This is a genomic window from Pseudomonas sp. NBRC 111139 (assembly GCF_001753955.1).
GTDB classification, from domain to species: Bacteria; Pseudomonadota; Gammaproteobacteria; order Pseudomonadales; family Pseudomonadaceae; genus Aquipseudomonas; species Aquipseudomonas alloputida.
Genome location: NZ_BCBP01000015.1, coordinates 166,952 through 190,882 on the forward strand (window position 1 = coordinate 166,952; position 23,931 = coordinate 190,882).

General features: G+C 62.7%; 18 protein-coding genes, 2 tRNA genes and 2 pseudogenes. 17 read left to right on the top strand and 5 right to left on the bottom strand.

Annotated features, from left to right (window positions below; all coding sequences use genetic code 11):
• The first annotated feature begins 42 nt into the window (after positions 1-42).
• The gene (locus BJQ17_RS01675; protein ID WP_003249516.1) at positions 43-654 is read left to right on the top strand and encodes a trimeric intracellular cation channel family protein; all 612 of its coding nucleotides are present in this window, start codon (positions 43-45) and stop codon (positions 652-654) included.
• Between the two features lie 140 nt (positions 655-794).
• On the opposite strand, the gene queG is transcribed toward BJQ17_RS01675, so the two are convergent.
• On the bottom strand, positions 795-1,859 hold the full coding sequence (queG, locus tag BJQ17_RS01680) for a tRNA epoxyqueuosine(34) reductase QueG (protein WP_004577534.1): 1,065 nt from the start codon (positions 1,857-1,859) through the stop codon (positions 795-797).
• A 65-nt stretch (positions 1,860-1,924) separates the two neighbouring features.
• On the opposite strand from queG, the gene BJQ17_RS01685 reads away from it, so the two are divergent.
• The 14 genes and pseudogenes from BJQ17_RS01685 to BJQ17_RS01745 all read left to right on the top strand — a co-directional run bounded on the left by BJQ17_RS01685 (position 1,925) and on the right by BJQ17_RS01745 (position 17,141).
• Entirely contained in the window at positions 1,925-2,785 is an 861-nt protein-coding gene (locus BJQ17_RS01685) for an NAD(P)H-hydrate dehydratase (protein ID WP_004577533.1), read from the top strand.
• The gene (gene tsaE / locus BJQ17_RS01690; protein ID WP_003249523.1) at positions 2,773-3,246 is read left to right on the top strand and encodes a tRNA (adenosine(37)-N6)-threonylcarbamoyltransferase complex ATPase subunit type 1 TsaE; all 474 of its coding nucleotides are present in this window, start codon (positions 2,773-2,775) and stop codon (positions 3,244-3,246) included. Before BJQ17_RS01685 ends, tsaE begins: the two co-directional genes overlap by 13 nt.
• 11 nt (positions 3,247-3,257) lie before the next feature.
• On the top strand, positions 3,258-4,688 hold the full coding sequence (locus BJQ17_RS01695; protein WP_003249525.1) for an N-acetylmuramoyl-L-alanine amidase: 1,431 nt from the start codon (positions 3,258-3,260) through the stop codon (positions 4,686-4,688).
• Entirely contained in the window at positions 4,688-6,586 is a 1,899-nt protein-coding gene (mutL, locus tag BJQ17_RS01700) for a DNA mismatch repair endonuclease MutL (protein ID WP_004577531.1), read from the top strand. Before BJQ17_RS01695 ends, mutL begins: the two co-directional genes overlap by 1 nt.
• Before the next feature lies 1 nt (position 6,587).
• Positions 6,588-7,559 carry a tRNA (adenosine(37)-N6)-dimethylallyltransferase MiaA gene (gene miaA / locus BJQ17_RS01705; protein WP_004577530.1) on the top strand — a complete coding sequence of 324 codons (972 nt, stop codon included), beginning with the start codon at positions 6,588-6,590 and terminating at the stop codon, positions 7,557-7,559.
• A gap of 94 nt (positions 7,560-7,653) precedes the next feature.
• The gene (hfq, locus tag BJQ17_RS01710; protein WP_003249532.1) at positions 7,654-7,914 is read left to right on the top strand and encodes an RNA chaperone Hfq; all 261 of its coding nucleotides are present in this window, start codon (positions 7,654-7,656) and stop codon (positions 7,912-7,914) included.
• A gap of 12 nt (positions 7,915-7,926) precedes the next feature.
• Complete coding sequence (gene hflX / locus BJQ17_RS01715) at positions 7,927-9,228, top strand: ribosome rescue GTPase HflX (protein ID WP_003249534.1); 1,302 nt, start codon at positions 7,927-7,929, stop codon at positions 9,226-9,228.
• Between the two features lie 96 nt (positions 9,229-9,324).
• Complete coding sequence (gene hflK / locus BJQ17_RS01720) at positions 9,325-10,506, top strand: FtsH protease activity modulator HflK (protein ID WP_003249536.1); 1,182 nt, start codon at positions 9,325-9,327, stop codon at positions 10,504-10,506.
• A complete protein-coding gene (hflC, locus tag BJQ17_RS01725) occupies positions 10,506-11,375 on the top strand; it encodes a protease modulator HflC (protein WP_003249538.1) in 870 nt (289 codons plus the stop codon). Before hflK ends, hflC begins: the two co-directional genes overlap by 1 nt.
• Before the next feature lie 301 nt (positions 11,376-11,676).
• Positions 11,677-12,864 carry an ATP phosphoribosyltransferase regulatory subunit gene (locus tag BJQ17_RS01730; protein ID WP_003249540.1) on the top strand — a complete coding sequence of 396 codons (1,188 nt, stop codon included), beginning with the start codon at positions 11,677-11,679 and terminating at the stop codon, positions 12,862-12,864.
• Between the two features lie 56 nt (positions 12,865-12,920).
• On the top strand, positions 12,921-14,213 hold the full coding sequence (locus tag BJQ17_RS01735; RefSeq protein ID WP_003249542.1) for an adenylosuccinate synthase: 1,293 nt from the start codon (positions 12,921-12,923) through the stop codon (positions 14,211-14,213).
• 1,157 nt (positions 14,214-15,370) lie between these two features.
• A pseudogene (locus tag BJQ17_RS32445) lies at positions 15,371-15,583 on the top strand (methyl-accepting chemotaxis protein); the annotation flags it as partial.
• Between the two features lie 360 nt (positions 15,584-15,943).
• Positions 15,944-16,489: pseudogene (locus tag BJQ17_RS32450) on the top strand (methyl-accepting chemotaxis protein); the annotation flags it as partial.
• 184 nt (positions 16,490-16,673) lie between these two features.
• Positions 16,674-17,141 carry a DUF2867 domain-containing protein gene (locus BJQ17_RS01745; RefSeq protein ID WP_070095413.1) on the top strand — a complete coding sequence of 156 codons (468 nt, stop codon included), beginning with the start codon at positions 16,674-16,676 and terminating at the stop codon, positions 17,139-17,141.
• Between the two features lie 82 nt (positions 17,142-17,223).
• Here BJQ17_RS01745 and BJQ17_RS01750 read toward each other — a convergent pair whose 3' ends face one another.
• The 4 genes from BJQ17_RS01750 to BJQ17_RS01765 form a co-directional block, all read right to left on the bottom strand.
• Positions 17,224-18,789 carry an iron ABC transporter permease gene (locus BJQ17_RS01750; protein WP_003249548.1) on the bottom strand — a complete coding sequence of 522 codons (1,566 nt, stop codon included), beginning with the start codon at positions 18,787-18,789 and terminating at the stop codon, positions 17,224-17,226.
• The gene (locus BJQ17_RS01755; RefSeq protein ID WP_003249550.1) at positions 18,789-19,802 is read right to left on the bottom strand and encodes an extracellular solute-binding protein; all 1,014 of its coding nucleotides are present in this window, start codon (positions 19,800-19,802) and stop codon (positions 18,789-18,791) included. Before BJQ17_RS01755 ends, BJQ17_RS01750 begins: the two co-directional genes overlap by 1 nt.
• A gap of 248 nt (positions 19,803-20,050) precedes the next feature.
• A tRNA-Leu gene (locus BJQ17_RS01760) sits at positions 20,051-20,137 on the bottom strand.
• An 88-nt stretch (positions 20,138-20,225) separates the two neighbouring features.
• Positions 20,226-20,312, bottom strand: a tRNA-Leu gene (locus BJQ17_RS01765).
• A gap of 272 nt (positions 20,313-20,584) precedes the next feature.
• Between BJQ17_RS01765 and rnr the strand changes: the two genes are divergently transcribed.
• Entirely contained in the window at positions 20,585-23,158 is a 2,574-nt protein-coding gene (gene rnr / locus BJQ17_RS01770) for a ribonuclease R (protein ID WP_003249552.1), read from the top strand.
• The gene (gene rlmB, locus BJQ17_RS01775; RefSeq protein ID WP_003249554.1) at positions 23,155-23,901 is read left to right on the top strand and encodes a 23S rRNA (guanosine(2251)-2'-O)-methyltransferase RlmB; all 747 of its coding nucleotides are present in this window, start codon (positions 23,155-23,157) and stop codon (positions 23,899-23,901) included. Before rnr ends, rlmB begins: the two co-directional genes overlap by 4 nt.
• The last annotated feature ends 30 nt before the right edge of the window (positions 23,902-23,931 follow it).

Genomic DNA, 23,931 nt, shown 5'->3' on the forward strand with positions numbered 1-23,931 from the left:
CAACTGGTTAGACTGCGCGCCTTTCCCGCACGGACCCGCACCATGTTGTTGATGCTCTACCTTATCGCCATTACCGCCGAAGCCATGACTGGCGCGCTGTCTGCCGGGCGTCGCGGCATGGACTGGTTTGGCGTGGTGCTGATCGCCTGCGTCACTGCGCTTGGGGGTGGCTCGGTGCGTGATGTGCTGCTCGGGCACTACCCGCTGACCTGGGTGAAGCACCCTGAGTACCTGGTGCTGACCAGTTTTGCGGCGCTGCTGACCATTTTCATTGCGCCAATGATGCGCCGCCTCCGCTCGCTGTTCCTGGTGCTTGATGCCCTGGGGCTGGTGGCGTTTACCCTGATAGGTTGCATGACGGCGCTGGAGATGGGGCAGGGCATGCTGGTGGCGTCGATCAGCGGGGTGATCACTGGGGTGTTTGGCGGGATCCTGCGGGATATCTTCTGCAACGACATCCCGCTGGTGTTCCGCCGTGAGCTGTATGCCAGTGTGTCATTTGCGGCGGCCTGGTTCTATCTGGGATGCGTGTATTTCAAGGTGCCGGCGGAGCAGGCGATGTTGCTGACTCTGTTTGGCGGCTTCCTGGTGCGCCTGTTGGCGATACGCTTCCACTGGGAAATGCCCAAGTTCCACTACAACGACCAGCAGTGACGCAATTTACAAGCGCAACATGGCCCATGTGGGAGCGGGCGTGCCCGCGAACACCGGCGAAGCCGGTGCCATTCCCTGTGTTGCCTGCTTCGCGGGCGCGCCCGCTCCCACAAGGATGGCGCATGCTCTGAGGCTGGTCGCTATTGAGCTCCGTGACGGGCCAGCGCCCACTCCACATGCTCGCGCACCAATTCCGATTCATCGTCACGCCTGGCCTTCAGCGCCTCGATCACCGGAATCGTGGAGGGCGCATTGCCCAACCCCACCGCCAGGTTGCGCAAGAACCGCTCGTACCCCGCCCGCCGCAAAGGCCCGCCCTCGGTCTTGCGCAGGAAGGTGCGTTCATCCCACAGGAACATCGCCGCCAGGTCGGTATTTTCCAGCCCATGCCGTGGCTGGAAATCCTGCTCCTGGCTGTGCTTGGCAAAGCGGTTCCAGGGGCAGACGATCTGGCAGTCGTCGCAACCGAACACGCGGTTGCCCATCTTTGCGCGTAACTCGACAGGGATCGCGCCCCTCAGCTCGATGGTCAGGTATGAGATGCAGCGTCGCGCATCCAGCACATAGGGCCCGACAAACGCTTGTGTCGGGCAGATGTCCAGGCAGGCCTGGCAACGCCCGCAGTGCTCGCTGGTGGTGGCTTCGTCCACCGGCAACGGCAGGTCGACGAACAGTTCGGCAAGGAAGAAGTAGCTACCCGCCTTGCGGTTGAGCAATAGCGTGTTCTTGCCGATCCAGCCCAGCCCAGCCTGTTCGGCCAGGGCTTTTTCCAGTACCGGGGCGCTGTCCACAAAGGCGCGGTAGCCGAACGGGCCGATGGCTTCCTGGATGCGGTCGGCGAGGAACTGCACGCGCTTGCGCACCAGCTTGTGGTAGTCCCGGCCAAGCGCGTAGCGTGACACGTAGGCCTTCTCGGGCTGGGCAAGGCGCTGCGCCATCTGCGTGTCGCCGGGCAGGTAGTCCATACGTAGCGAGACCACGCGTACCGTGCCGGGGATCAGCTGGTCGGGATGTGACCTTTTGCTGCCGTGGGCGCCCAGGTATTCCATTTCACCCTGATAACCGGCGTCGAGCCAACGCTGCAGGTGGTGTTCGTGTTCGCCAAGGTCGACCCCGGCGATGCCAACATGGGCAAAACCGAGTTCCTGGCCCCAAATCTTGATCGATTGGGCCAGTTGGGCGAGGTCAGGTATAGAGGCGGACATGGATGGGCAAGGCAATACGGGCTCAGGTGCGTATAATTCTGCCAGACATTGGAGCCTTTGACCCCATGCCGCAGACCAAACACCCCAGTAATGCCCCACAATTGCTCAGCAGCGTGACGGTTGCCCGCCTGTCGGCGCGGCAGGCGCATGCCCACAAAGGCGACTTCGGCCATGTACTGGTGGTCGGTGGCGACCTGGGTACCGGAGGCGCTGTGTTGCTCAGTGCCGAAGCCGCCCTGCGTTGCGGTGCCGGGCTGGTCAGCGTGGCAACCCGGCCCGAGCACGTGTCGGCCAGCCTGGCGCGCCTGCCCGAGGTCATGTGCCTGGGTGTCCGTTCGGCCAACCAACTGATGGGTGTGCTGGAGCGCGCCTCGGTCCTGGTGGTCGGGCCCGGCCTGGGGCAGGCGGCGTGGGGCTGCAGCCTGTTGTCGGCGGTGGCCAACGCCGAGCGGCCGCAAGTGTGGGATGCCGATGCCTTGAATTTGCTGGCGCGAACCCCGCTGGCCCTGCCCAGTGGCAGCATCCTTACTCCGCACCCGGGGGAGGCGGCGCGGCTGCTGGGCATTGCCACTGAGGCCGTGCAGGCCGACCGCCCTGGCGCTGCGCGCAAGCTGGCGCGGCGTTATAACAGCGTCTGTGTACTCAAAGGGGCTGGCACACTGGTGGCAGCCCCGAGCGGGCAGCTGGCGTTGTGCGAGCGCGGGCACCCGGCGATGGCCGGCGCCGGCCTGGGCGATGTGCTGACTGGCGTGCTGGCAGCCCTGTTGGCCCAAGGCCTGGATGCCTGGGGCGCAGCCTGTCTGGGGGTGTGGCTGCACGCCTGTGCCGGCGAGCGCCTTGGGAAAAAAGGTAGAGGCCTGGCGGCCAGTGATCTGGCGCCGGTCATTCGTGAGTTGTTGGAGGAGCATTCTGCGTGTCTGGCTTAAATCTGTTTCTGGCCGATGAAGAGGCCACGGTCAAATTCGGTGCAGCACTGGCCGAGGTGACCGGCGGTCGCGGCGTGATTTTCCTTGAGGGCGACCTGGGCGCGGGTAAAACAACCCTGTCGCGTGGCCTGATCCGCGGTCTGGGCCATACTGGGGCTGTGAAAAGCCCGACGTTCACCGTGGTCGAACCCTATGAAATCGGCGAGGTCCGAGCCTTTCACTTCGACCTGTATCGCCTGGTCGACCCGGAGGAGCTTGAGTTCATGGGCATTCGTGACTATTTCGAGGGCGACCCGCTGTGCCTGTTCGAATGGCCACAAAAGGGTGCGGGCGTTTTGCCAAAGCCTGACCTGACCATTACCATAAGCCCCCAAGCGAGTGGACGCTCGCTGAACCTTTCGCCGCAGGGGGCTCGCGGCGAGGCCTGGTGCGTGGCACTGGCCGAACACTATAAACAGTAAGTGGGGTAGGTATGCGCATACGCGCACTGGTCGCCATCGTTGGGCTGCTGCTGACAACGGTGACCGTTGAGGCTCTGGCCGTCACTCAAGTCAAGAGCATGCGCCTGTGGCGCGCACCGGACAACACGCGGCTGGTCTTCGACCTGTCTGGCCCCGTGCAGCATAGTGTCTTCACCCTGAGCGCACCCGATCGCCTGGTCATCGACATCAATGGCGCAACACTGGCCGCGCCACTGAATGTGGCCACCTCCAACACGCCGATAAGCAGTGTGCGTTCGGCTCAGCGTACGCCAACCGACCTTCGGGTTGTGGTCGACCTGAAAAAGTCGGTTACCCCGAAAAGCTTCACCCTGGCGCCCAACGCACAGTACGGCAACCGCTTGGTGGTCGACCTGTATGACCAGGAGGCTGACGCTATCGCGGCCAGCACGCCGCCACCTGCGCCGGCCCCGGTACAAACGCCTGCGACAACGCCCGCGGTGCCAGTGACGCCGACCCAGCCGGCGATCAAGCTGCCACCGGTACCCAGTGGCAAGCGTGACATCGTGGTTGCCATCGATGCCGGGCACGGCGGCGAAGACCCTGGCGCTTCCGGCTCGCGTGGCCAGCACGAAAAAGACATCGTGTTGCAGATCGCCAAGGAGCTGCAGCGTCAGATCAACAGCGAAAAAGGTTTCCGTGCAGAGCTGACCCGCACCGGTGATTACTTCATCCCGCTGCGCAAGCGTACGGAAATCGCCCGCAAGAAAGGCGCCGACCTGTTCATTTCGATTCACGCCGACGCGGCCCCGTCGCGCGCAGCCTTTGGCGCCTCGGTGTTCGCCCTGTCCGATCGTGGCGCCACCTCCGAGACGGCGCGCTGGCTGGCCGACACGGAAAACCGTTCTGACCTGATCGGCGGTGCGGGTAATGTCAGCCTCGACGACAAGGACCGCATGCTCGCGGGCGTGCTGCTTGATCTGTCGATGACCGCTACGCTCAGCTCCAGCCTCAACGTGGGGCAAAAGGTATTGGGCAACATGGGGCGTGTCACTTCGTTGCACAAGCAGCGTGTGGAACAGGCCGGGTTCATGGTGCTGAAGTCGCCGGATATTCCGTCGATCCTCGTTGAAACCGGGTTCATCTCGAACAACAACGAAGCAGCCAAACTAGCCTCCTCCAGCCACCAGCAGGCGCTGGCCCGGTCGATCCGCACTGGGGTGCACCAGTACTTCCAGCAGAACCCACCACCTGGCACCTACATTGCCTGGCTGCGTGACACCGGCAAGATCGCCGCCGGCCCGCGTGAACACACCGTGCGCCCTGGCGAAACCCTGGCGATGCTCGCCGTGCGTTACCAGGTCAGCGTGGCCAGCCTGCGCAGCATCAACAGCCTGAAGACCGATGAGCTGAAGGTTGGTCAGCGCCTCGATGTACCCGCCACAACCTTGGCCGCGCAATGATGAGTGGCGGTTCGCGAATTCAGCTGCTCAGCCCGCGGCTGGCCAACCAGATTGCCGCCGGCGAGGTTGTCGAGCGGCCGGCGTCTGTAGCCAAGGAACTGCTGGAAAACAGCCTGGACTCCGGTGCCCGGCGCATCGATATCGAAGTCGAGCAGGGCGGCGTCAAACTGCTGAAGGTGCGGGACGATGGCAGCGGTATTTCTGCCGACGACCTGCCGCTGGCCCTGGCCCGACACGCCACCAGCAAGATCCGCGAGCTGGAAGACCTTGAAGGGGTATTGAGCCTGGGCTTCCGTGGCGAGGCCTTGGCCTCGATCAGTTCGGTGGCGCGCCTGACCCTGACCTCGCGTACCGCCAGTGCCAGTGAGGCCTGGCAAGTCGAAACCGAAGGCCGTGACATGACGCCGCGCGTGCAGCCGGCGGCGCACCCGGTCGGTACCTCGGTGGAAGTGCGCGATTTGTTCTTCAATACCCCGGCCAGGCGCAAGTTCCTCAAAGCCGAGAAAACCGAATTCGATCACTTGCAGGAAGTGATCCGGCGGCTGGCGCTGGCCCGTTTCGATGTCGGCTTCCACCTGCGCCACAATGGCAAGAGCATCCTCAGCCTGCACGAGGCCCACGACGAAACCGCCCGTGCACGGCGGGTGGGTGCCATCTGCGGCCCGGGCTTCATGGAGCAAGCACTGCCGATCGACGTCGAGCGCAACGGCCTGCGCCTTTGGGGCTGGGTCGGCTTGCCGACGTTCTCGCGCAGCCAGGCGGACCTGCAGTACTTCTTCGTCAATGGCCGGGCAGTGCGCGACAAACTGGTCGCCCATGCCGTGCGTCAGGCCTACCGGGACGTGCTGTTCAACGGCCGCCACCCCACGTTCGTGCTGTTCCTGGAGCTGGAGCCCAACGGCGTCGATGTGAACGTGCACCCTACCAAGCATGAAGTACGGTTCCGTGAAGGGCGCTCGGTGCATGACTTCCTGTATGGCACCTTGCACCGTGCCTTGGCCGATGTACGTCCGGAAGACCAGCTGGCCGCACCTGCTGCCGTACCTGAGCTGGTTCGGCCCACGGGCCAGCAGGCCGGTGAGTTCGGGCCCCAGGGTGAAATGCGCCTGGCCTCGCCGGTGCTTGAACAGCCTCGAGCCCCACAACAGTCGTTTTCCAATGGTGGCAGTGGCGCCGGTTACCAGTATCAATACACCCCACGTCCCTCACAGCCGCTGCCGGCCGCAGAGGCACAGGCGGTGTACCGCGAGTTCTATAAGCCGCTGGAAACCGGTGCAGCGCCTGCGACGGCACTGCCCGAAAGCCAGGGCGACATTCCCCCGCTAGGCTATGCCCTGGCGCAGCTCAAGGGTATCTACATCCTGGCCGAGAACGCTGTTGGCCTGGTGCTGGTGGACATGCACGCCGCCCACGAGCGGATAATGTACGAGCGCCTCAAGGTGGCCATGGCCAGCGAGGGCCTGAGTGGCCAGCCGCTGCTGGTGCCGGAGACCCTGGCCCTTAGCCAGCGTGAAGCCGACTGTGCCGAAGAGCATGCACAGTGGTTTCAGCGGCTGGGCTTCGAATTGCAGCGCCTGGGCCCTGAGACCCTGGCGATTCGCCAGATCCCGGCCTTGCTCAAGCAGGCTGAAGCCAACCGCCTGGTGCAGGACGTGCTTGCCGACCTTATGGAGTACGGCACCAGTGATCGCATTCAGGCGCACCTCAACGAACTGCTCGGTACCATGGCCTGCCACGGTGCCGTGCGCGCCAACCGGCGCCTGGCAATTCCCGAGATGAACGCCCTGCTGCGCGACATGGAAAACACCGAGCGCAGCGGCCAGTGCAACCATGGCCGTCCTACCTGGACTCAGATGGGCCTGGACGATCTGGACAAACTTTTCCTGCGCGGTCGATGAAATGAGCGGCAAGCCCCCTGCAATATTCCTGATGGGTCCGACGGCGGCCGGCAAGACCGACCTTGCCATCGAACTGACCACGGTGCTGCCGTGTGAACTGATCAGCGTCGATTCGGCACTTGTGTACCGTGGCATGGATATCGGTTCGGCCAAGCCGTCGAAAGAAGTCCTCGCTGCGCACCCGCACCGGCTGATAGACATTCGCGACCCGGCGCAGAGCTATTCCGCCGCGCAGTTCCGTACCGACGCGCTGGAGGCCATGGCCGAGATCACCGCGCGCGGCAAGATCCCGCTGCTGGTCGGCGGCACCATGCTCTATTACAAGGCGTTGATCGATGGCCTGGCCGATATGCCGGCCGCCGATGCGGCGGTGCGCGCCGAGCTGGAAGCGCAGGCTGAAGCCCTGGGCCTGGCCGAGCTGCACCGCCAGTTGGCCGAAGTCGACCCGGAGTCCGCGGCACGTATCCACCCCAATGACCCGCAGCGGTTGATCCGGGCCTTGGAGGTGTACCGGGTGAGCGGCGAGAGCATGACAGCTCATCGTCGGCGTCAATTCGCGGAAAGTCGCGGCGCAGACGCAGGCGCCGGCGGACATTTGCCCTATACTGTCGCCAGTTTGGCGATTGCTCCTACAGATCGTCACATTTTGCATCAGCGAATTGCGTTACGATTTTCGCAGATGCTGGAACAGGGCTTCGTTGACGAGGTCCGATCGCTGCGAGCCAGAAGTGACTTGCACGCCGGGCTGCCGTCTATACGGGCAGTGGGTTATCGGCAAGTGTGGGATTACCTGGATGGCAAGCTGACTGAGAATGAGATGCGTGAACGCGGTATCATTGCTACCCGGCAGCTGGCCAAGCGGCAGTTCACCTGGTTGCGTGGCTGGCCTGACGTGCACTGGCTTGACAGCCTGGCCTGCGACAATCTGTCCCGCACCTTGAAATACCTTGGGGCCATCTCCATATTGAGCTGAGTCCCTGCTGATTGCCGTCTATTCTTGCGAAGGGGCGGCCTAATTTATCGTTTTTATTGATTTTCTATTATTTATCCTTACAGGAGTGCGGCATATGTCAAAAGGGCATTCGCTACAAGACCCTTACTTGAATACCTTGAGAAAAGAAAAGGTCCCGGTATCCATTTACCTGGTCAACGGTATCAAACTGCAGGGCTCGATCGAATCGTTCGACCAGTTCGTGGTATTGCTGAAGAACACCGTCAGCCAGATGGTCTACAAGCACGCCATCTCGACCGTAGTTCCGGCCCGTCCGGTCCGCCTGCCAAGCCCGACCGACAGCGAGCACGGCGACAGCGAGCCAGGCAACGCCTGATAGGAGCCTGCATTGTTCTTTGAGCGCCACGGTGGTGGTGAGCGGGCGTTGCTCGTTCACTTGGAAGGTCAGAACCCTGAGGCGCGCGAAGACCCGCAGGAGTTTCAGGAGTTGGCATTGTCGGCCGGTGCCGACATCGTCTCGCTGGTCACGGTGACAAGGCATCAGCCTTCCGCCAAATACCTGATTGGCAGTGGCAAGGTCGAAGAGTTGCACGACCTGGTCCATGCCGAACAGGTAGACCTGGTGATTTTCAATCACACCCTCACGCCCAGTCAGGAGCGCAACCTTGAACGTGTGTTCGAGTGTCGTGTGCTCGACCGTACCGGGCTGATCCTCGATATCTTCGCCCAACGGGCGCGTACCCATGAAGGCAAGCTGCAGGTCGAACTGGCCCAGCTGGAGCACATGAGCACGCGGCTGGTGCGCGGCTGGACTCACCTTGAGCGACAAAAAGGTGGTATCGGCCTGCGCGGCCCGGGTGAAACCCAGCTGGAAACCGACCGCCGCCTGTTGCGGGTGCGTATACGCCAGATCAAGTCACGCCTGGAGAAAGTGCGCAGCCAGCGTGAGCAGGCGCGTCGCGGGCGCAAGCGCGCGGATATCCCCTCGGTGTCGCTGGTGGGTTATACCAACGCCGGCAAGTCCACGCTGTTCAACGCCCTGACCGAATCCGAGGTGTATGCCGCGGACCAGTTGTTCGCCACCCTCGACCCGACCCTGCGCCGGCTCGAGCTCAACGACCTGGGGCCGATCGTGCTGGCCGACACCGTAGGCTTCATTCGCCACCTGCCGCACAAGCTGGTCGAGGCATTTCGGGCTACGCTCGAAGAGTCGAGCAACTCCGACCTGCTGCTGCATGTGATCGACGCCCATGAGCCAGAGCGCATGGAGCAGATCGAGCAGGTGCTGGCGGTGTTGGGTGAGATTGGTGCCGAGGGGTTGCCGATCCTGGAGGTGTACAACAAACTCGACTTGCTCGAAGATGTCGAGCCACAGATCCAGCGCAATGCCGATGGCAAGCCGGAACGGGTCTGGGTATCGGCACGCGATGGGCGTGGCCTGGAGCTGGTTGGCCAGGCGGTTGCCGAGTTGCTGGGGGATGATCTGTTTGTCGGTACCCTGTGCCTGGAGCAGCGTTTTGCCCGCTTGCGCGCGCAATTCTTTGCCTTGGGTGCCGTGCAGAGTGAAGAGCATGATGAAGAAGGGCGCAGCCTGCTGAGCGTGCGACTGCCCATGGTCGAACTGAATCGCCTGGTCAGCCGCGAAGGCATGGAGCCGCAAGTGTTTGTCCAGCAACACACTTTGCAATAAATGCTCGTCGAGGTCGCCGGGCAGCAGTGACAGGCATTCTGTAGCATTGGACGGCGCGCCGTGGGCGCGTCTTTGCTTTATCAGATGGAGAGCGCTATGGCTTGGAACGAGCCGGGTGGCAACTCGAACAATCAGGATCCCTGGGGCGGCCGCCGCGGTGGCGGTGGCGGCGGTGGTGACAAGAAAGGTCCACCGGATCTGGACGAGGCCTTCCGCAAACTGCAGGACAGCCTGAATGGCATGTTCGGCGGCAGCAAGAAACGTGGCGGCGGTGATCGCAATGTCGGCAAGGGCGGTGGCCTGGGCCTGCTGGGCATCGGCCTGGCGGTGCTGGCTGCAATCTGGCTGTACAGCGCCGTGTATGTGGTCGACGAGCAGGAGCAGGCGGTTGTGCTGCGCTTCGGCAAGTACTATGAGACGGTCGGTCCCGGCCTGAACATCTACTTCCCGCCGATTGATCGCAAGTACATGGAAAACGTCACGCGTGAGCGTGCCTACACCAAGCAGGGCCAGATGCTGACCGAAGACGAGAACATCGTCGAGGTGCCGCTGACCGTCCAGTACAAGATCAGCAACCTGCAGGACTTCGTGCTCAACGTCGACCAGCCTGAGGTGAGCTTGCAGCACGCGACCGACAGCGCCCTGCGCCACGTGGTGGGTTCCACTTCGATGGACCAGGTGTTGACCGAAGGTCGTGAGCAGATGGCCGTGGATATCCGCGAACGCCTGCAGCGCTTCCTCGACAACTACCGCACCGGTATCACCGTTACCCAGGTCAACGTACAGAGCGCGGCAGCCCCGCGTGAAGTGCAGGAAGCCTTCGACGACGTGATCCGCGCCCGCGAAGACGAGCAGCGTGCCCGCAACCAGGCCGAGTCCTATGCCAATGGCGTGGTGCCGGAAGCCCGTGGTCAGGCCCAGCGCATCATCGAGGATGCCAATGGTTACCGCGACGAAGTCATTGCCCGCGCCAAGGGTGAGGCAGACCGCTTCACCAAGCTGCTTGCCGAGTACCGCAAGGCACCTGACGTAACCCGTGAGCGTCTGTATCTGGAGACCATGCAAGAGGTCTACAGCAACTCGAGCAAGGTCATGGTGGCAACCAAGGACGGGCAGAGCAACCTGCTCTACCTGCCGCTGGACAAGATGGTCGAAGGCAGCCGCAAGCCGTCCGTGCCAACCACCAGCGCGTCGCCATCGGCTAACGATGCGGCCGCTCGTGCCGCGCAGGACATGCAACAGCAACAGCAGCCGCTGCGTACTAGGGAGAGCCGCTGATGAGCAATAGATCGCTGATCGCCCTGATCGCCGCCGTGGTCCTGGCCATTGTGGCCTGGAACAGCTTCTACATCGTGTCCCAGACCGAGCGGGCGGTACTGCTGCGTTTCGGTAAGGTGGTCCAGGCGGATGTTCAGCCAGGCCTGCACGTGAAGATTCCGTACGTGAACCAGGTGCGCAGGTTCGACGCCCGGCTGATGACACTCGACGCGCCTACCCAGCGGTTCCTGACCCTGGAAAAGAAAGCGGTGATGGTCGACGCCTACGCCAAGTGGCGCGTCAAGGACGCTGAACGCTTCTACACCGCCACGTCCGGCATGAAGCAGATCGCCGACGAGCGTCTGTCGCGTCGTCTGGAAAGTGGCCTGCGCGACCAGTTCGGTAAACGTACCCTGCACGAAGTGGTTTCCGGTGAACGTGATGCACTGATGGCTGACATCACTGCATCGCTGAACCGCATGGCGAGCAAGGAACTGGGCATCGAGGTGGTCGACGTGCGCGTCAAGGCCATCGACCTGCCGAAGGAAGTCAACCGCAGCGTGTTCGACCGCATGAGCACCGAGCGTGAGCGTGAAGCCCGCGAGCACCGTGCCAAGGGTAACGAGCTGGCTGAGGGTATCCGTGCCGATGCTGACCGTCAGCGCCGTGTGCTGCTGGCCGAGGCTTATCGCGAAGCAGAAGAAACCCGTGGTGATGGCGATGCCCAAGCGGCCGCTATCTATGCCAAGGCTTACAGCCAGGACGCTGATTTCTATGCGTTCCACCGTAGCCTGCAGGCATACCGCGAGAGCTTCTCGAGCAAGAGCGACGTGATGGTCCTGGACCCGAAGAACGAATTCTTCCGTTACCTGGACAAGAGCAGACCGTGATGCTCAGGCCCTGATTTTCATGCAGCGGCACCCCGCCTGGCAGCTAATGCACCAGGCGGGGTGCATCCTGAATGAAAAGGGGTGTATGATGAGGCAGCCGGGAAATTTCCCGGCTTTTTTGCGTCTGCAAGGTTGATTGGCACAGCGCCGGTTGACAGTTTGGTCAGCTCGCAAGGCAATTTGAGGGTGTCGGGTACGGTGGCTGCGCTGGGATCAGTGCTGCCCGCTGCTGTGCGCGATACCGGCTTTTCTGACGGTTTGCCTGCTGGCAAGCCGCCCGGACCAGAGGGGAAATGGCGTAATGGCAACGGTAGACCGCTGGCTGCTGCCAGATGGCATCGAGGAAGTACTGCCACCTGAGGCTGCGCGCATCGAAATCGCGCGCCGCCAGGTGTTGGACCTGTTCCAGAGTTGGGGCTACGAACTGGTCGTCACCCCGCATATCGAGTACCTGGAGTCGCTGCTTACCGGCGCCGGCCAGGACCTGGATCAGCGCACCTTCAAGGTAGTGGACCCGCAGTCCGGCCGCCTGATGGGCTTCCGCGCCGACTTCACCCCGCAGGTAGCGCGTATCGATGCGCACACACTGCGCCGTGAGGGCCCGAGCCGTCTGTGCTATGCCGGCAGCGTGCTGCACGCCCAGCCGCGTGCCCTGTCCACCTCGCGCAGCCCGATCCAGCTGGGTGCCGAGCTGTACGGCGATGCTAGCCCTACCAGCGACGTCGAAGTCATCAGCCTGATGCTCGCCACGCTGCAACTGGCCGATGTGCCTGATGTGCACATGGACCTGGGCCACGTCGGTATTTACCGCGGCCTGGCCCGTGCCGCCGGCCTGTCTGGCGCGGTCGAACAGCAGCTGTTCGACGCCATGCAACGCAAGGCTGTCGATGAAGTGCAGGCGCTGACCGCCGACCTGCCGAAAGACCTGGGCAACATGCTGCGCGCCCTGGTCGAGCTGTGCGGTGGTCGTGAAGTACTGGCTGAAGCCCGCGTGCGCCTCGGTCGCGCCCCGGCCAGCGTGCTGGCGGCGCTGGACGACCTGCTGGCGATCGCTGATCGCCTGGCGTCGCGCTACCCGGACCTGCCGCTGTACTTCGACCTCGGCGAGCTGCGTGGTTACCACTATCACACGGGCGTGGTGTTCGCCGTGTTCGTGCCAGGCGAAGGCCAATCGATCGCCCAGGGCGGGCGCTACGACGATATCGGCGCCGACTTTGGCCGGGCGCGCCCGGCCACTGGTTTCTCCACGGATTTGAAGACCCTGGTCACACTGGGGCGAGCGGAGGTCGTATTGCCAACTGGCGGCATCTGGATGCCTGACAGTGGCGATGCGGCCCTCTGGCAGCAAGTCTGCCAGTTGCGCAACGAGGGCCAGCGTGTGGTTCAGGCTCTGCCTGGCCAGCCGTTGAGTGCTGCTCTCGAGGCGGATTGTGATCGGCAATTGATTCAGCAAGACGGGCGCTGGCAGGTTCTGCCGCTGGCCCAGTGAGTTTCTGCGTCGGCAACAGGCCGGCAACCAAGTTTGCGTGAATGAGGACCAATGTAATGGGTAAGAATGTCGTCGTCCTGGGCACCCAGTGGGGTGATGAGGGCAAAGGCAAGATCGTCGATCTGCTGACCGAACATGCTGCCGCCGTAGTGCGCTACCAGGGTGGCCACAATGCGGGTCACACCCTGGTGATCAACGGTGAAAAGACCGTTCTGCACCTGATTCCATCCGGCATCCTGCGTGAAGGCGTACAGTGCCTGATCGGTAACGGCGTGGTCGTTGCCCCGGATGCACTGATGCGTGAAATCACCAAGCTGGAAGAGAAAGGCGTACCGGTGCGCGAGCGCCTGCGCATTTCCCCGGCTGCGCCGCTGATCCTGTCGTACCATGTGGCCCTGGATCAGGCCCGCGAAAAAGCCCGTGGCGAAGCCAAGATCGGCACCACCGGCCGTGGTATCGGCCCAGCTTACGAAGACAAGGTGGCACGTCGCGGCCTGCGCGTGGGTGATCTGTTCCACCGCGAGCGTTTCGCCGCCAAGCTGGGTGAGCTGCTGGATTACCACAACTTCCAGCTGGTGAACTACTACAAAGAGCCAGCCATCGACTTCCAGCAGACGCTGGACGAGTGCATGGCTTACGCCGAACAGCTCAAGCCGATGATGCTCGACGTCACCGCCGAGCTGCACAACCTGCGTCGCGCCGGCAAGGACATCATGTTCGAGGGTGCCCAGGGCTCGCTGCTGGACATCGACCACGGTACCTACCCGTACGTCACCAGCTCCAACACCACGGCTGGCGGTATTTCCACCGGTTCCGGCGTTGGCCCGATGTACCTCGACTACATCCTCGGCATCACCAAGGCCTACACCACTCGCGTAGGTTCCGGTCCGTTCCCGACCGAACTGTTCGACGAGACTGGTGCTACCCTGGCCAAGCGTGGCCACGAGTTCGGCTCCACCACCGGCCGTGCCCGTCGTTGCGGCTGGTTCGATGCCGTGATCCTGCGTCGCGCCATCGACGTCAACAGCATCTCGGGCATCTGCCTGACCAAGCTGGACGTACTGGACGGCCTGGAAACCATCAACATCTGCGTTGGCTACAAGAACGAGAACGGTGCCGTCATCGACGCGCCTTCCGATGCCGACAGCTACATTGGCCTGGAGCCTGTGTACGAAGAGATGCCAGGCTGGAGCGAGTCGACTCTGGGTGTGAAAACCCTGGAAGAGCTGCCGCAAGCTGCGCGTGACTACATCAAGCGCATCGAAGAGCTGGTTGGCGCGCCGATCGACATCATTTCGACCGGCCCGGACCGCAACGAGACCATCGTGCTGCGTCACCCGTTCGCCTGATCTGCCCTCCAGGCTGATCTGACGCCGCGGCCCTGAGAAGGGCCGCGGCGTTTTCATTTGTGGGCATGTCTGTGCTGGCCAATATCCACCGGCAATCCACCGTTGCCGCCGCTACCGTATTCGCGGGTAAACCCGCTCCTACACTGGTTGGGTGTGGGCACACAACGGCGGTTGGGCGCAGGCCGTTGTAGGCGCGGGTTTACCCGCGAATGGGCCGGCACACGAAACCCCATTGCTAGACCTTGGCGCATTTCCCCGCTGCCTACGGCACAACCCTTGCTGTAAGAAGTTTTTGTAGATGCCATCAAAATAGTGGCGCCAGAAAACACGAGGGTTACACCGTGTCTGCCATCCTCTCACTGTTACGAAGCCGCCTCTTGCGGCCTGTGTTTGTTGCCCTTGGTATCGCTCTTTTGGTGCAGGTGCTGGTTGCCGTTGCGCTCACCCGAAGCACAGTCACCGCCCTGGAGGCTGACCTTGGCGAGCGACTGGGTAATGACAGTCGCCAACTCGCAAGCGATCTGGAGCAAGCCGGGCAAGATGTGCGCTCTGGGCTCGACGGCCTGTCGAGCAGTACCCGCCAGCGCCTGAGCGCAGGGTTGTCGGAGCGCCTGCAAAGCGAACAGCAGCAACTGCGCAGCACCCTGGAGAAGAACCTCAAGGACTCCGCCAACGACATGGCCGAACTGCTGGCTTCGGTTGCCCCGCGGGCGATCTGGGACAACGATGTGCCAGTGCTCTCCGACTTTGCCCGGCGTGCCCAGCGCAACCCCAACGTGCTGTTCGTGGTTTACGACGATGCACAGGGCCAGCACCTGACCCGTTACCTGAACCGGCAAAACCCGATCAACCAGGCTTTGATGGACAAGGGCCAGGGCGAGCGTGCGCTGGACAAGGTGATCAATGCCGCCCGACAAGACCCGGCGGTGTACTTTGTCGAAGCTTCGATCAACCCCAATGGCGCAGAAATCGGCAAGGTGGTGATGGGGGTTTCCACGGCGGGCATCGACCAGGAGCTCAAGGCCTTGGACCAGCGCTTCGCGGCGCTGATTGCCAGCGGTGAGCAACTGGTTGGCGACAGCCTGGTGGGTGCCGCAGCCGACAGCGGCAAAACCCTGCGTGAGCGCCTGGAGAAGGCGCAGGGCAGTGCTGCCGCCATGCAGGCCAATACCGCGCAAACTGTGCGCGATGCCGCTGCAGAGCTGCGCTGGCGTATCGGTCTGGGCCTGGTGCTGGTCGGCCTTGGGGTGCTGCTGGTGGTGGCCCTGGTGCTTGGTCGACGGGTACTGAGCAAGCTGCGCCTGTTGATTACCGCCCTCGATGACCTGGCAGCCGGCGAAGGTGACTTGACCAAGCGCGTGCCGCTCGACAGCCGAGATGAAATCGGCGACATGGCCTCAGCAGTGAACCGCTTTGTCGACAAGTTACAGCCGATTGTGCGCGAGGCGGGTGAAGTGGCGCAGCGCACCGGTGTCGAGATTGGCGCGATGGCCCAGCGTAATGCCGGTGCCGATGCTGCCGCCGCGTTGCAGCGCGACGAAGTAGCGGCGAGCCTGCGCGACCTGTCGAGCATGGCCGACGAAGCCCAGGCCGAAAGCCATGCGATGCAGGCGGCGTTGCAGCAGGTGGTGGATATCCGCCAGGCCACGGATGAAAACAGCCGCACTTCGACCCAACTGGCGGGTTTGATCGAGAACCTGGCCGGGCAGGTGGATGCCGGCTCTCAGGTGATCGAGCGCTTGGCCAAGCAGAGCGAGCAGATCGAAGTGGTGCTGACGGTGATTCACGGGATTGCCGAACAGACCAACCTGCTGGCCCTGAACGCTGCCATCGAGGCAGCCCGTGCGGGTGAAACCGGGCGTGGTTTTGCCGTGGTGGCCGATGAGGTACGGGCACTGGCGAGCAAGACGCAAAGCTCGACGGGCGATATCCAGGCGCACATCGCAGCATTGCAGAAGGGCGCCAAGGAAGCTGTGGCCACCATCAGCCAGGCTGGGCTCAAGGCTAGCGAAGGCTTGCTGGTGCTGCGTGACAACGAGCGTCGGCAGCAGTCAGTGCAGGCGGCGGTGGAGCAGGTGCATGCGGCCATTGGCTTGGCCACCCGTGCGGCCGAGCAGCAGGCGAATGGCGCGCAGGCAGTGCGTGGGCGAGTGGAGACTATCCATGCTCAGGCTGAGCGTTCGGCTGAGGTGGTGATGCAGACCACGGCCAGCAGCAAGGTGCTGGATGATCTGGCGGCTCAGCTGCGCGCCAGCCTGGGCCAGTTCCGGGCCTGAATCCTGGGCGGTCCTTTGTGGGAGCGGCCTTGTGTCGCGAAAGGGCTGCATAGCAGCCCCAGGTTTGTTGCATAAACGCGGAAATTGCCGGGGCCGCTATGCGGCCCTTTCGCGACACAAGGCCGCTCCCACACCTGAGCGGTGTTGCTATGCTGTCGGCGACACATGACAAAAGGAGTTGCTCATGTCCGCCCAACTAATCGCTGCCCAGGCCGACCTGAATTTCCTGCACAGTGACAGCGTACAGCTCACTGACCCGATGACCGCCCTGCAAGCCTACTGCGCCATGACCTCGGACGTCCCCGGCTGGCTGGCCCGGGCTTTCCGCATTCGCGACTTTATCTCACGCCGTTTCAATGTCGCCGATATCCACGGCTTCTCTCGCGGCGATCCAACGCATGTGCCTGCCGTCGGTGAGCGCCTGGACTTCTTCACTGTCGAGGCCATCAGCGACCAGCAACTGGTCCTGACCTCGCGTGATACGCACCTGGCTGTAATGGTGAGTGTGGATCTAGATGATCACGGGGAGGGGTGTCAGCGCTTGGGCGTGACCACCTCGGTGCAGTGCTTCAACACCTTCGGCCGGCTTTACATGTTGCCGGTCGGCAAGGCCCATGGGCCAATTGTGCGGCGCATGCTGCGTAACATCTGATGGCCGGCAAGCCCCCACAGGTACAGCGCAGGTCCTGAGAACGGCGCTGTGCTTGTGGAAGCGGGCAAACCCGCGAAGAAGTTCATGCCTTGTTCAGGTACATCCGCGTAGTCAGCAAGTAAACCGGCAACCCCGACACCACGATCAGCAACGCAGCATAAGGCGCCGCTGCCGCGAACTCGACGTTGGCTGTGTGTGCCCACACCTCGGTGGCCAAGGTGGTCATGCCGGTCGGGCTGAGCAGCAGGGTAGCCGTCAGCTCTTTCATGGCATCCAGGAACACCAGCGCAAAGGCTGCCGCCATGGCCGGGAAGATGATCGGCAAGGTCACCCGGCAGAACGCGGCAAAGCTGCTCGCGCCAAGCGTGCGCGCGGCTTCTTCCAGCGTCGGCGAAGCCTTGTTCAGCGCGGTGCGCACCGGTGATTGCGCCAACGGCAGGAACAGCAGCGCATAGGCCAACAGCAGCAAGGCCGTGGTCTGGTACAGCGCCGGCACGTAGTGCAGGGCGAAGAACACCAACGTCAGGGCAATCACCAGGCCGGGCAGGGCGTGCAGCAGATAGGGTAGACGCTCGGCCCAAATCGCCAGGCGGCCTTTGTAGCGCACCACCAAAAAGCTGATAGGCAGAGCCAGCAGCACACAGAAGCCGGCACCGCCCAGCGATACCGACAGCGAGGTGAACAACGCCTTCGAGATGGCCGCCACCGGGAATGCCGCCGACGAACCCACGCTCAGCCAGTAACCGAGCATCGCCAGCGGAATGCCGCTGCCCAGCACCGCCAGGCCCACGCAGAACAGTTGCGCCAGCACCGCCCAGCCGCGCAGCCGCACCGGTTGCGCACGGCGCGCTACGCCCTGGCCGATGCGTACATGGCGGGCTTTGCCGCGCACCCGCAGTTCCAGCCACAGCATTGCCAGGCACATCGCCAGCAGCACGGCAGACAGCATGGCCGCGTTGGCGTTGCTGAACTCCAGTTCGAACTGCTGGTAGATCGCCGTGGTAAAGGTTTGCAGGCCGAGTATCGACAGCGCGCCAAACTCCACCAGCATATGCAGGGCAATCAGTAGCGCACCGCCGAGCATCGACGGCCACAGCAGCGGCAGGGTGACTTTGCTGAACACCCCCCAGCGGCTGCAACCCAGGGTGCGTGCCGACTCCTCCAGCGACGTGTCGAGGTTGCGCAGGGTCGCGGCAACGGGCAGGAACACCAGTGGGTATTTGGACAGGGCCATGACCATGATCGCGCCGCCCAGGCCTTCAAAGTCCGAACTTAGCGACACCCAGGTGAAGCTGCTGACGAACGACGGCACGGCGAATGGCAGGCACAGCACCACGCCCCACAACCGGCGGCCGGCCAGGTTGCTGCGCTCCAGCAGCCAGGCCAGTGCCAGGCCGACCACCATGCAGGTCAGCGTCACCCCGACCATCAGCATCAGGGTGTTGCGCATCAGCCCCCAGACAAAGGGCCGCCACAGCAGGTGCAAAGCTTCGCGCCAGCCGGCCTCCCAGGCTTTGATGGCGACATAAGCCAGTGGCAGCAAGCTCATTGCCACAAGGAACAGCACAGGCAGCACTACCCAGATGGAAGGGCGCTTGCGGCGCGGTACGAAGCGTACCGGCACCGGTTCGGACAGGGCGGCAGTCATCAGAGCAGGCCGACCTCACGCTCAAGTTCGATGGCTTCCTCGGCATTGCCCAGGTCAGCTGGCGAGATCTTCGGCGGGCGCAGTTCGTCGAACGGCTTCAGGCCGCGATCAGAAACCATGCCCTTGTGCAGCGGGTACTCGGCGGTGGTCTGGGTGATCACGCGCTGGCCTTCTTCGCTGGCCATCCAGTTGAGCAGGGCCTGGGCTTCTTTCGGGTGTTTGCTGGCCTTGACCACGCCTGCGCCGGAGATAGTGACCAGGTTGCCAGCATCGCCGTCGGCCAGGTAATAGAGCTTTGTGTCCAGCTTGCCGCGTTCGCGTTCAAGCGCGTACCAGTAGTAGTTGTTCACCAGTACCGCAGCCACTTCACCTTTTTCCACGGCTTTCAGGGCGACCATGTTGTTGGTGTAGGTCTTGCCGAAGGCTTTCAGGCCGGTCAACCATTCCTCGGTGGCTTCACGCCCGTGCATCTTCAGAATGGCCACGGCCTGCTCCTGGAACGCACCGCTGGTAGGTACGTAGCCGACGCGGCCTTCCCACTCAGGGTTGGCGAAGTCCATCACCGTGGTCGGCAGGTCTTTCTCGTCGACTTTCTTCGGGTTGTACACGACGATGCGCGTACGGGCGGTGATACCCATCCAGGTGCCGTTGGCGCCAACGTACTCCTTGGGCATCATGTTCAACGTGGCGTCGTCAATCTTGGCCAGCAGGCCCAGCTCGCCCAGGTTGTTCAGGGGCGGGGACTCTTCGGTATAGATGATGTCGGCTGGCGAACGGTCGCCTTCCTCGATGATCTGGCTGGCCAGCTGGTTGCTGCTGCCTTTGCGGATGTCGATGTGAATGCCGGTCTTGGCCTCATAGGCCTTGGCAATGGCTTCGCCGATTTCCTTGTGCTGACCGTTGTACATGGTCAGCGTGACCGGTGCGTCTGCCATGGCGGCCGGAGCGCCGATGACCAGGCTCAGCACTGCGGCGGCCAGGGTACGCATCAGCGGTTGCGGGCGGATCGTCATGCGGGTACTTCCTCGCTTACGGCTACATATTTGGAAACAATGGTAAACGAAATTGTTTCTCAAGTGGCCGGGTGACGAGAAATTCATGGTCAGACCATGGTGCAAGGGGGGGGGGGGCGCTGGGCGTGTGTTGCCTGTACGGGCCTCTTCGCGGGTGAACCCGCTCCTACGACGTGCGGGTATCGGGGGAGGGGGCACAAAAATCGCAGGCAAGAAAAAACCCACTAGCAAGCTAGTGGGTTTTTGTATGGTGCCCAGGAGAAGACTCGAACTTCCACGACCTTGCGGTCACTGATACCTGAAACCAGCGCGTCTACCAATTCCGCCACCTGGGCAAAGCTTTACATCATCTGCAGAAGGCGACTATCGTTCGCTTTCACACAGTAGTAACAGATCCTTGGTCATCTGCTACTTGAAAATACTTGGTGCCCAGGAGAAGACTCGAACTTCCACGACCTTGCGGTCACTGATACCTGAAACCAGCGCGTCTACCAATTCCGCCACCTGGGCACACATTCGAGGTTACTTGATGCTTTACAGCGTCGTTCATCTCTACTACAACTTCGGGGTTGTCCGTCGTTGTGGTGCGCACTATACGGACGCTCCCCAAGGCTGTAAAGCCCCCAATCGAAAAAAAATTCAAAAAATTCAACTTGTTGATTCCACAAGCCTATTTCTGCTGTTTATGCACTGCAGCGGGGGCTGTCCAAGGCAGACATTTCCGGTTTCAATACGCCTATGCCAGAATTCATATCTATATACCCCAAGGTGAACCCCTTCTGATGGCCGATTGGCAATCCCTCGATCCCGAGGCCGCTCGCGAAGCGGAAAAATACGACAACCCCATTCCCAGCCGTGAGCTGATCCTGCAGCGTCTCGCCGACCGAGGCGAACCTGCTGCCCGCGAGGAGCTGGCAAAAGAGTTCGGTCTGTATGAAGAAGACCAGATCGAAGCCCTGCGCCGCCGCCTGCGTGCCATGGAGCGCGATGGCCAGCTTATCTATACCCGGCGCGGCACTTATGCCCCGGTAGACAAGCTGGACCTGATCTGCGGTCGCGTCTCCGGCCACCGCGACGGCTTCGGCTTCCTTATTCCCGATGACGGCAGCGAAGACCTGTTCCTCAGCCCGTCGCAGATGCGACTGGTGTTCGACGGCGACCGTGGCCTGGCCCGCGTCTCCGGTGTCGACCGCCGTGGCCGCCGTGAAGGCGTGCTGGTCGAAGTCATCTCCCGTGCCCACGAAAGCGTGGTCGGCCGCTATTTCGAAGAAGGCGGCATCGGTTACGTAACCCCGGACAACCCGAAGATCCAGCAGGAAGTGCTGGTGACTGCCGGGCGTAACGGCGGTGCCAAGATCGGCCAGTTCGTCGAGATCAAGATCACCCACTGGCCAACGCCGCGCTTCCAGCCGCAAGGCGATGTGGTCGAGGTCATCGGCAACTACATGGCGCCGGGCATGGAAATCGACGTTGCCCTGCGCAGCTACGACATTCCGCACGTCTGGCCCAATGATGTGGTCAAGGAGGCACGCAAGTTCCGCTCCGAAGTCGAGGAGAAGGACAAAGAGAAGCGTGTCGACCTGCGCCATCTGCCGTTCGTCACCATCGACGGTGAAGACGCCCGCGACTTCGACGATGCTGTTTATTGCGAACCGCTGGGCAAGCTGCGTCTGTTCTCCGGTGGCTGGCGCCTGTACGTGGCCATCGCTGACGTGTCCAGCTACGTGCGTCTGGGCTCTGCCCTGGATGTCGAAGCCCAGCAGCGCGGCAACTCGGTTTACTTCCCCGAGCGCGTGGTGCCGATGCTCCCCGAAGAGCTGTCCAACGGCCTGTGCTCGCTGAACCCCCATGTCGACCGGTTGGCCATGGTCTGTGAAATGACCATGAACAAAGCCGGCCAGATGGTCGACTATCAGTTCTACGAAGGCGTGATCCACTCCCATGCCCGCCTGACCTACAACAAGGTCAGCAGCATGCTCGAGCACTCGCGTACCCGTGAGGGCAAGGCGCTGCGCGAAGAGTACAAGGAGGTCGTGCCGGATCTGAAGAACCTGTACAACCTGTACAAGGTGCTGGTGGAGGCGCGTCACACCCGGGGTGCAATCGACTTCGAGACCCAGGAAACCCGCATCATCTTCGGCGACGAGCGCAAGATCGCCGAAATCCGCCCGACCGTGCGCAACGATGCTCACAAGCTGATCGAGGAATGCATGCTGGCGGCCAACGTGGCCACCGCCGAGTTCCTGCAGAAGCACGGCGTACCGGCCCTGTACCGCGTGCACGACGGCCCGCCGCCGGAGCGCCTGGAAAAACTGCGCGCCTTCCTAGGCGAGTTGGGCCTTAGCCTGCACAAGGGCAAGGACCCGTCGCCGAAGGATTACCAGGCCCTGCTGGCGAGCATTGCCGGTCGCCCGGACTTCCACCTGATCCAGACGGTGATGCTGCGCTCGCTGAGCCAGGCCGTGTACAGCACCGAGAACAACGGCCACTTCGGCCTGAATTACGAGGCGTACACCCACTTCACCTCGCCGATCCGTCGTTACCCGGACCTGCTGGTGCATCGCGCCATCCGCAGCATCATCCGCTCCAAGGTCGATACCCCGCACGTCAAGCGTGCAGGCGCCATGAGCATTCCCAAGGCGCGTATCTACCCGTACGACGAAAACACCCTGGAGCAACTCGGCGAGCAGTGCTCGATGACCGAGCGCCGGGCCGACGAAGCCACCCGTGACGTGGTCAACTGGCTCAAGTGCGAGTTCATGAAAGACCGCGTGGGCGAGACCTTCCCGGGTGTGATCACTGCGGTGACCGGTTTCGGCCTGTTCGTCGAACTGACCGATATCTATGTAGAGGGCCTGGTGCACGTCAGTGCGTTGCCGGGTGACTACTACCACTTCGACCCGGTACACCATCGCCTGGCCGGCGAGCGCACCGGTCGCAGCTTCCGCTTGGGCGACACCATCGAAGTCAAGGTCATGCGTGTTGATCTGGATGAGCGCAAGATCGACTTCGAAGTGTCGGAAAAGACCCTCGCCGCACCGATCGGCCGCAAGCAGCGTGGCGCCGCGCCGGTTGCCGAAAAAGCCGAGCAGCAGCCGGCAACCGAAGCGAAAGCCACGCCCAAGCCGCGCAGCCGCAAAAGCGAAGCGTCCGAAGCGTACTTCCCCAAGGATGCTGTGCAGCGAAACGCTGAAGTGCGTAAAAGCCGCGAGATGAAAAAAGCGCTGATGACCGACGCGCGCAGCAGTGCTGGCAGCAAATCGGAGAAAGGTGGCAAGCCGTCCGGCAAACCGACCAAGCACCGTAAAGGCCCGCCGAAGTCCGGCGCACCACGCAAAAACAAGAGCAATTCATGAGTCAGCTGGAAAAAATCTACGGCGTACACGCCGTGCAGGCATTGCTGCAGCACCATCCAAAGCGGGTCAAGCAGATCTGGCTGTCGGAAGGGCGCAGCGAGCCACGCCTCGAAACCTTGCTGGCGCTGGCCGCGGAAAACCGCGTGCCGGTCGGCCAGGCCGAGCGCCGTGAGATGGATGCCTGGGTTGAAGGCGTGCACCAAGGCGTTGTAGCCGAGGTCAGTCCGAGCCAGGTGTGGGGCGAGCTGATGCTCGAAGAGCTGCTTGAGCGCACAGAAACGCCGCCGCTGATCCTGGTGCTGGACGGCGTGACCGACCCGCACAACCTCGGTGCTTGTTTGCGTACCGCGGATGCGGCCGGTGCCACGGCAGTGATCGTGCCCAAGGACAAGTCCGCAACGCTGACGCCGGTTGTGCGAAAGGTGGCTTGTGGGGCGGCCGAAGTCATTCCGCTGGTGGCTGTGACCAACCTGGCGCGTACGCTTGAGAAGTTGCAGCAGCGTGGCCTGTGGGTAGTGGGTACTGCTGGCGAGGCCGAGCAGGAGATCTACCAGCAAGACCTGACCGGGCCACTGGTGATGATCATGGGGGCGGAAGGCAAGGGCATGCGCCGGCTTACCCGTGAGCATTGCGACTTCCTGGTGAAGTTGCCGATGGCGGGTAGCGTCAGCAGCCTTAACGTGTCGGTGGCGACCGGGGTTTGCCTGTTCGAAGCCGTGCGTCAGCGCCAGGCCAAGCGCTGATTCTCAGCCTGTTCCGGCCTCTTCGCGGGT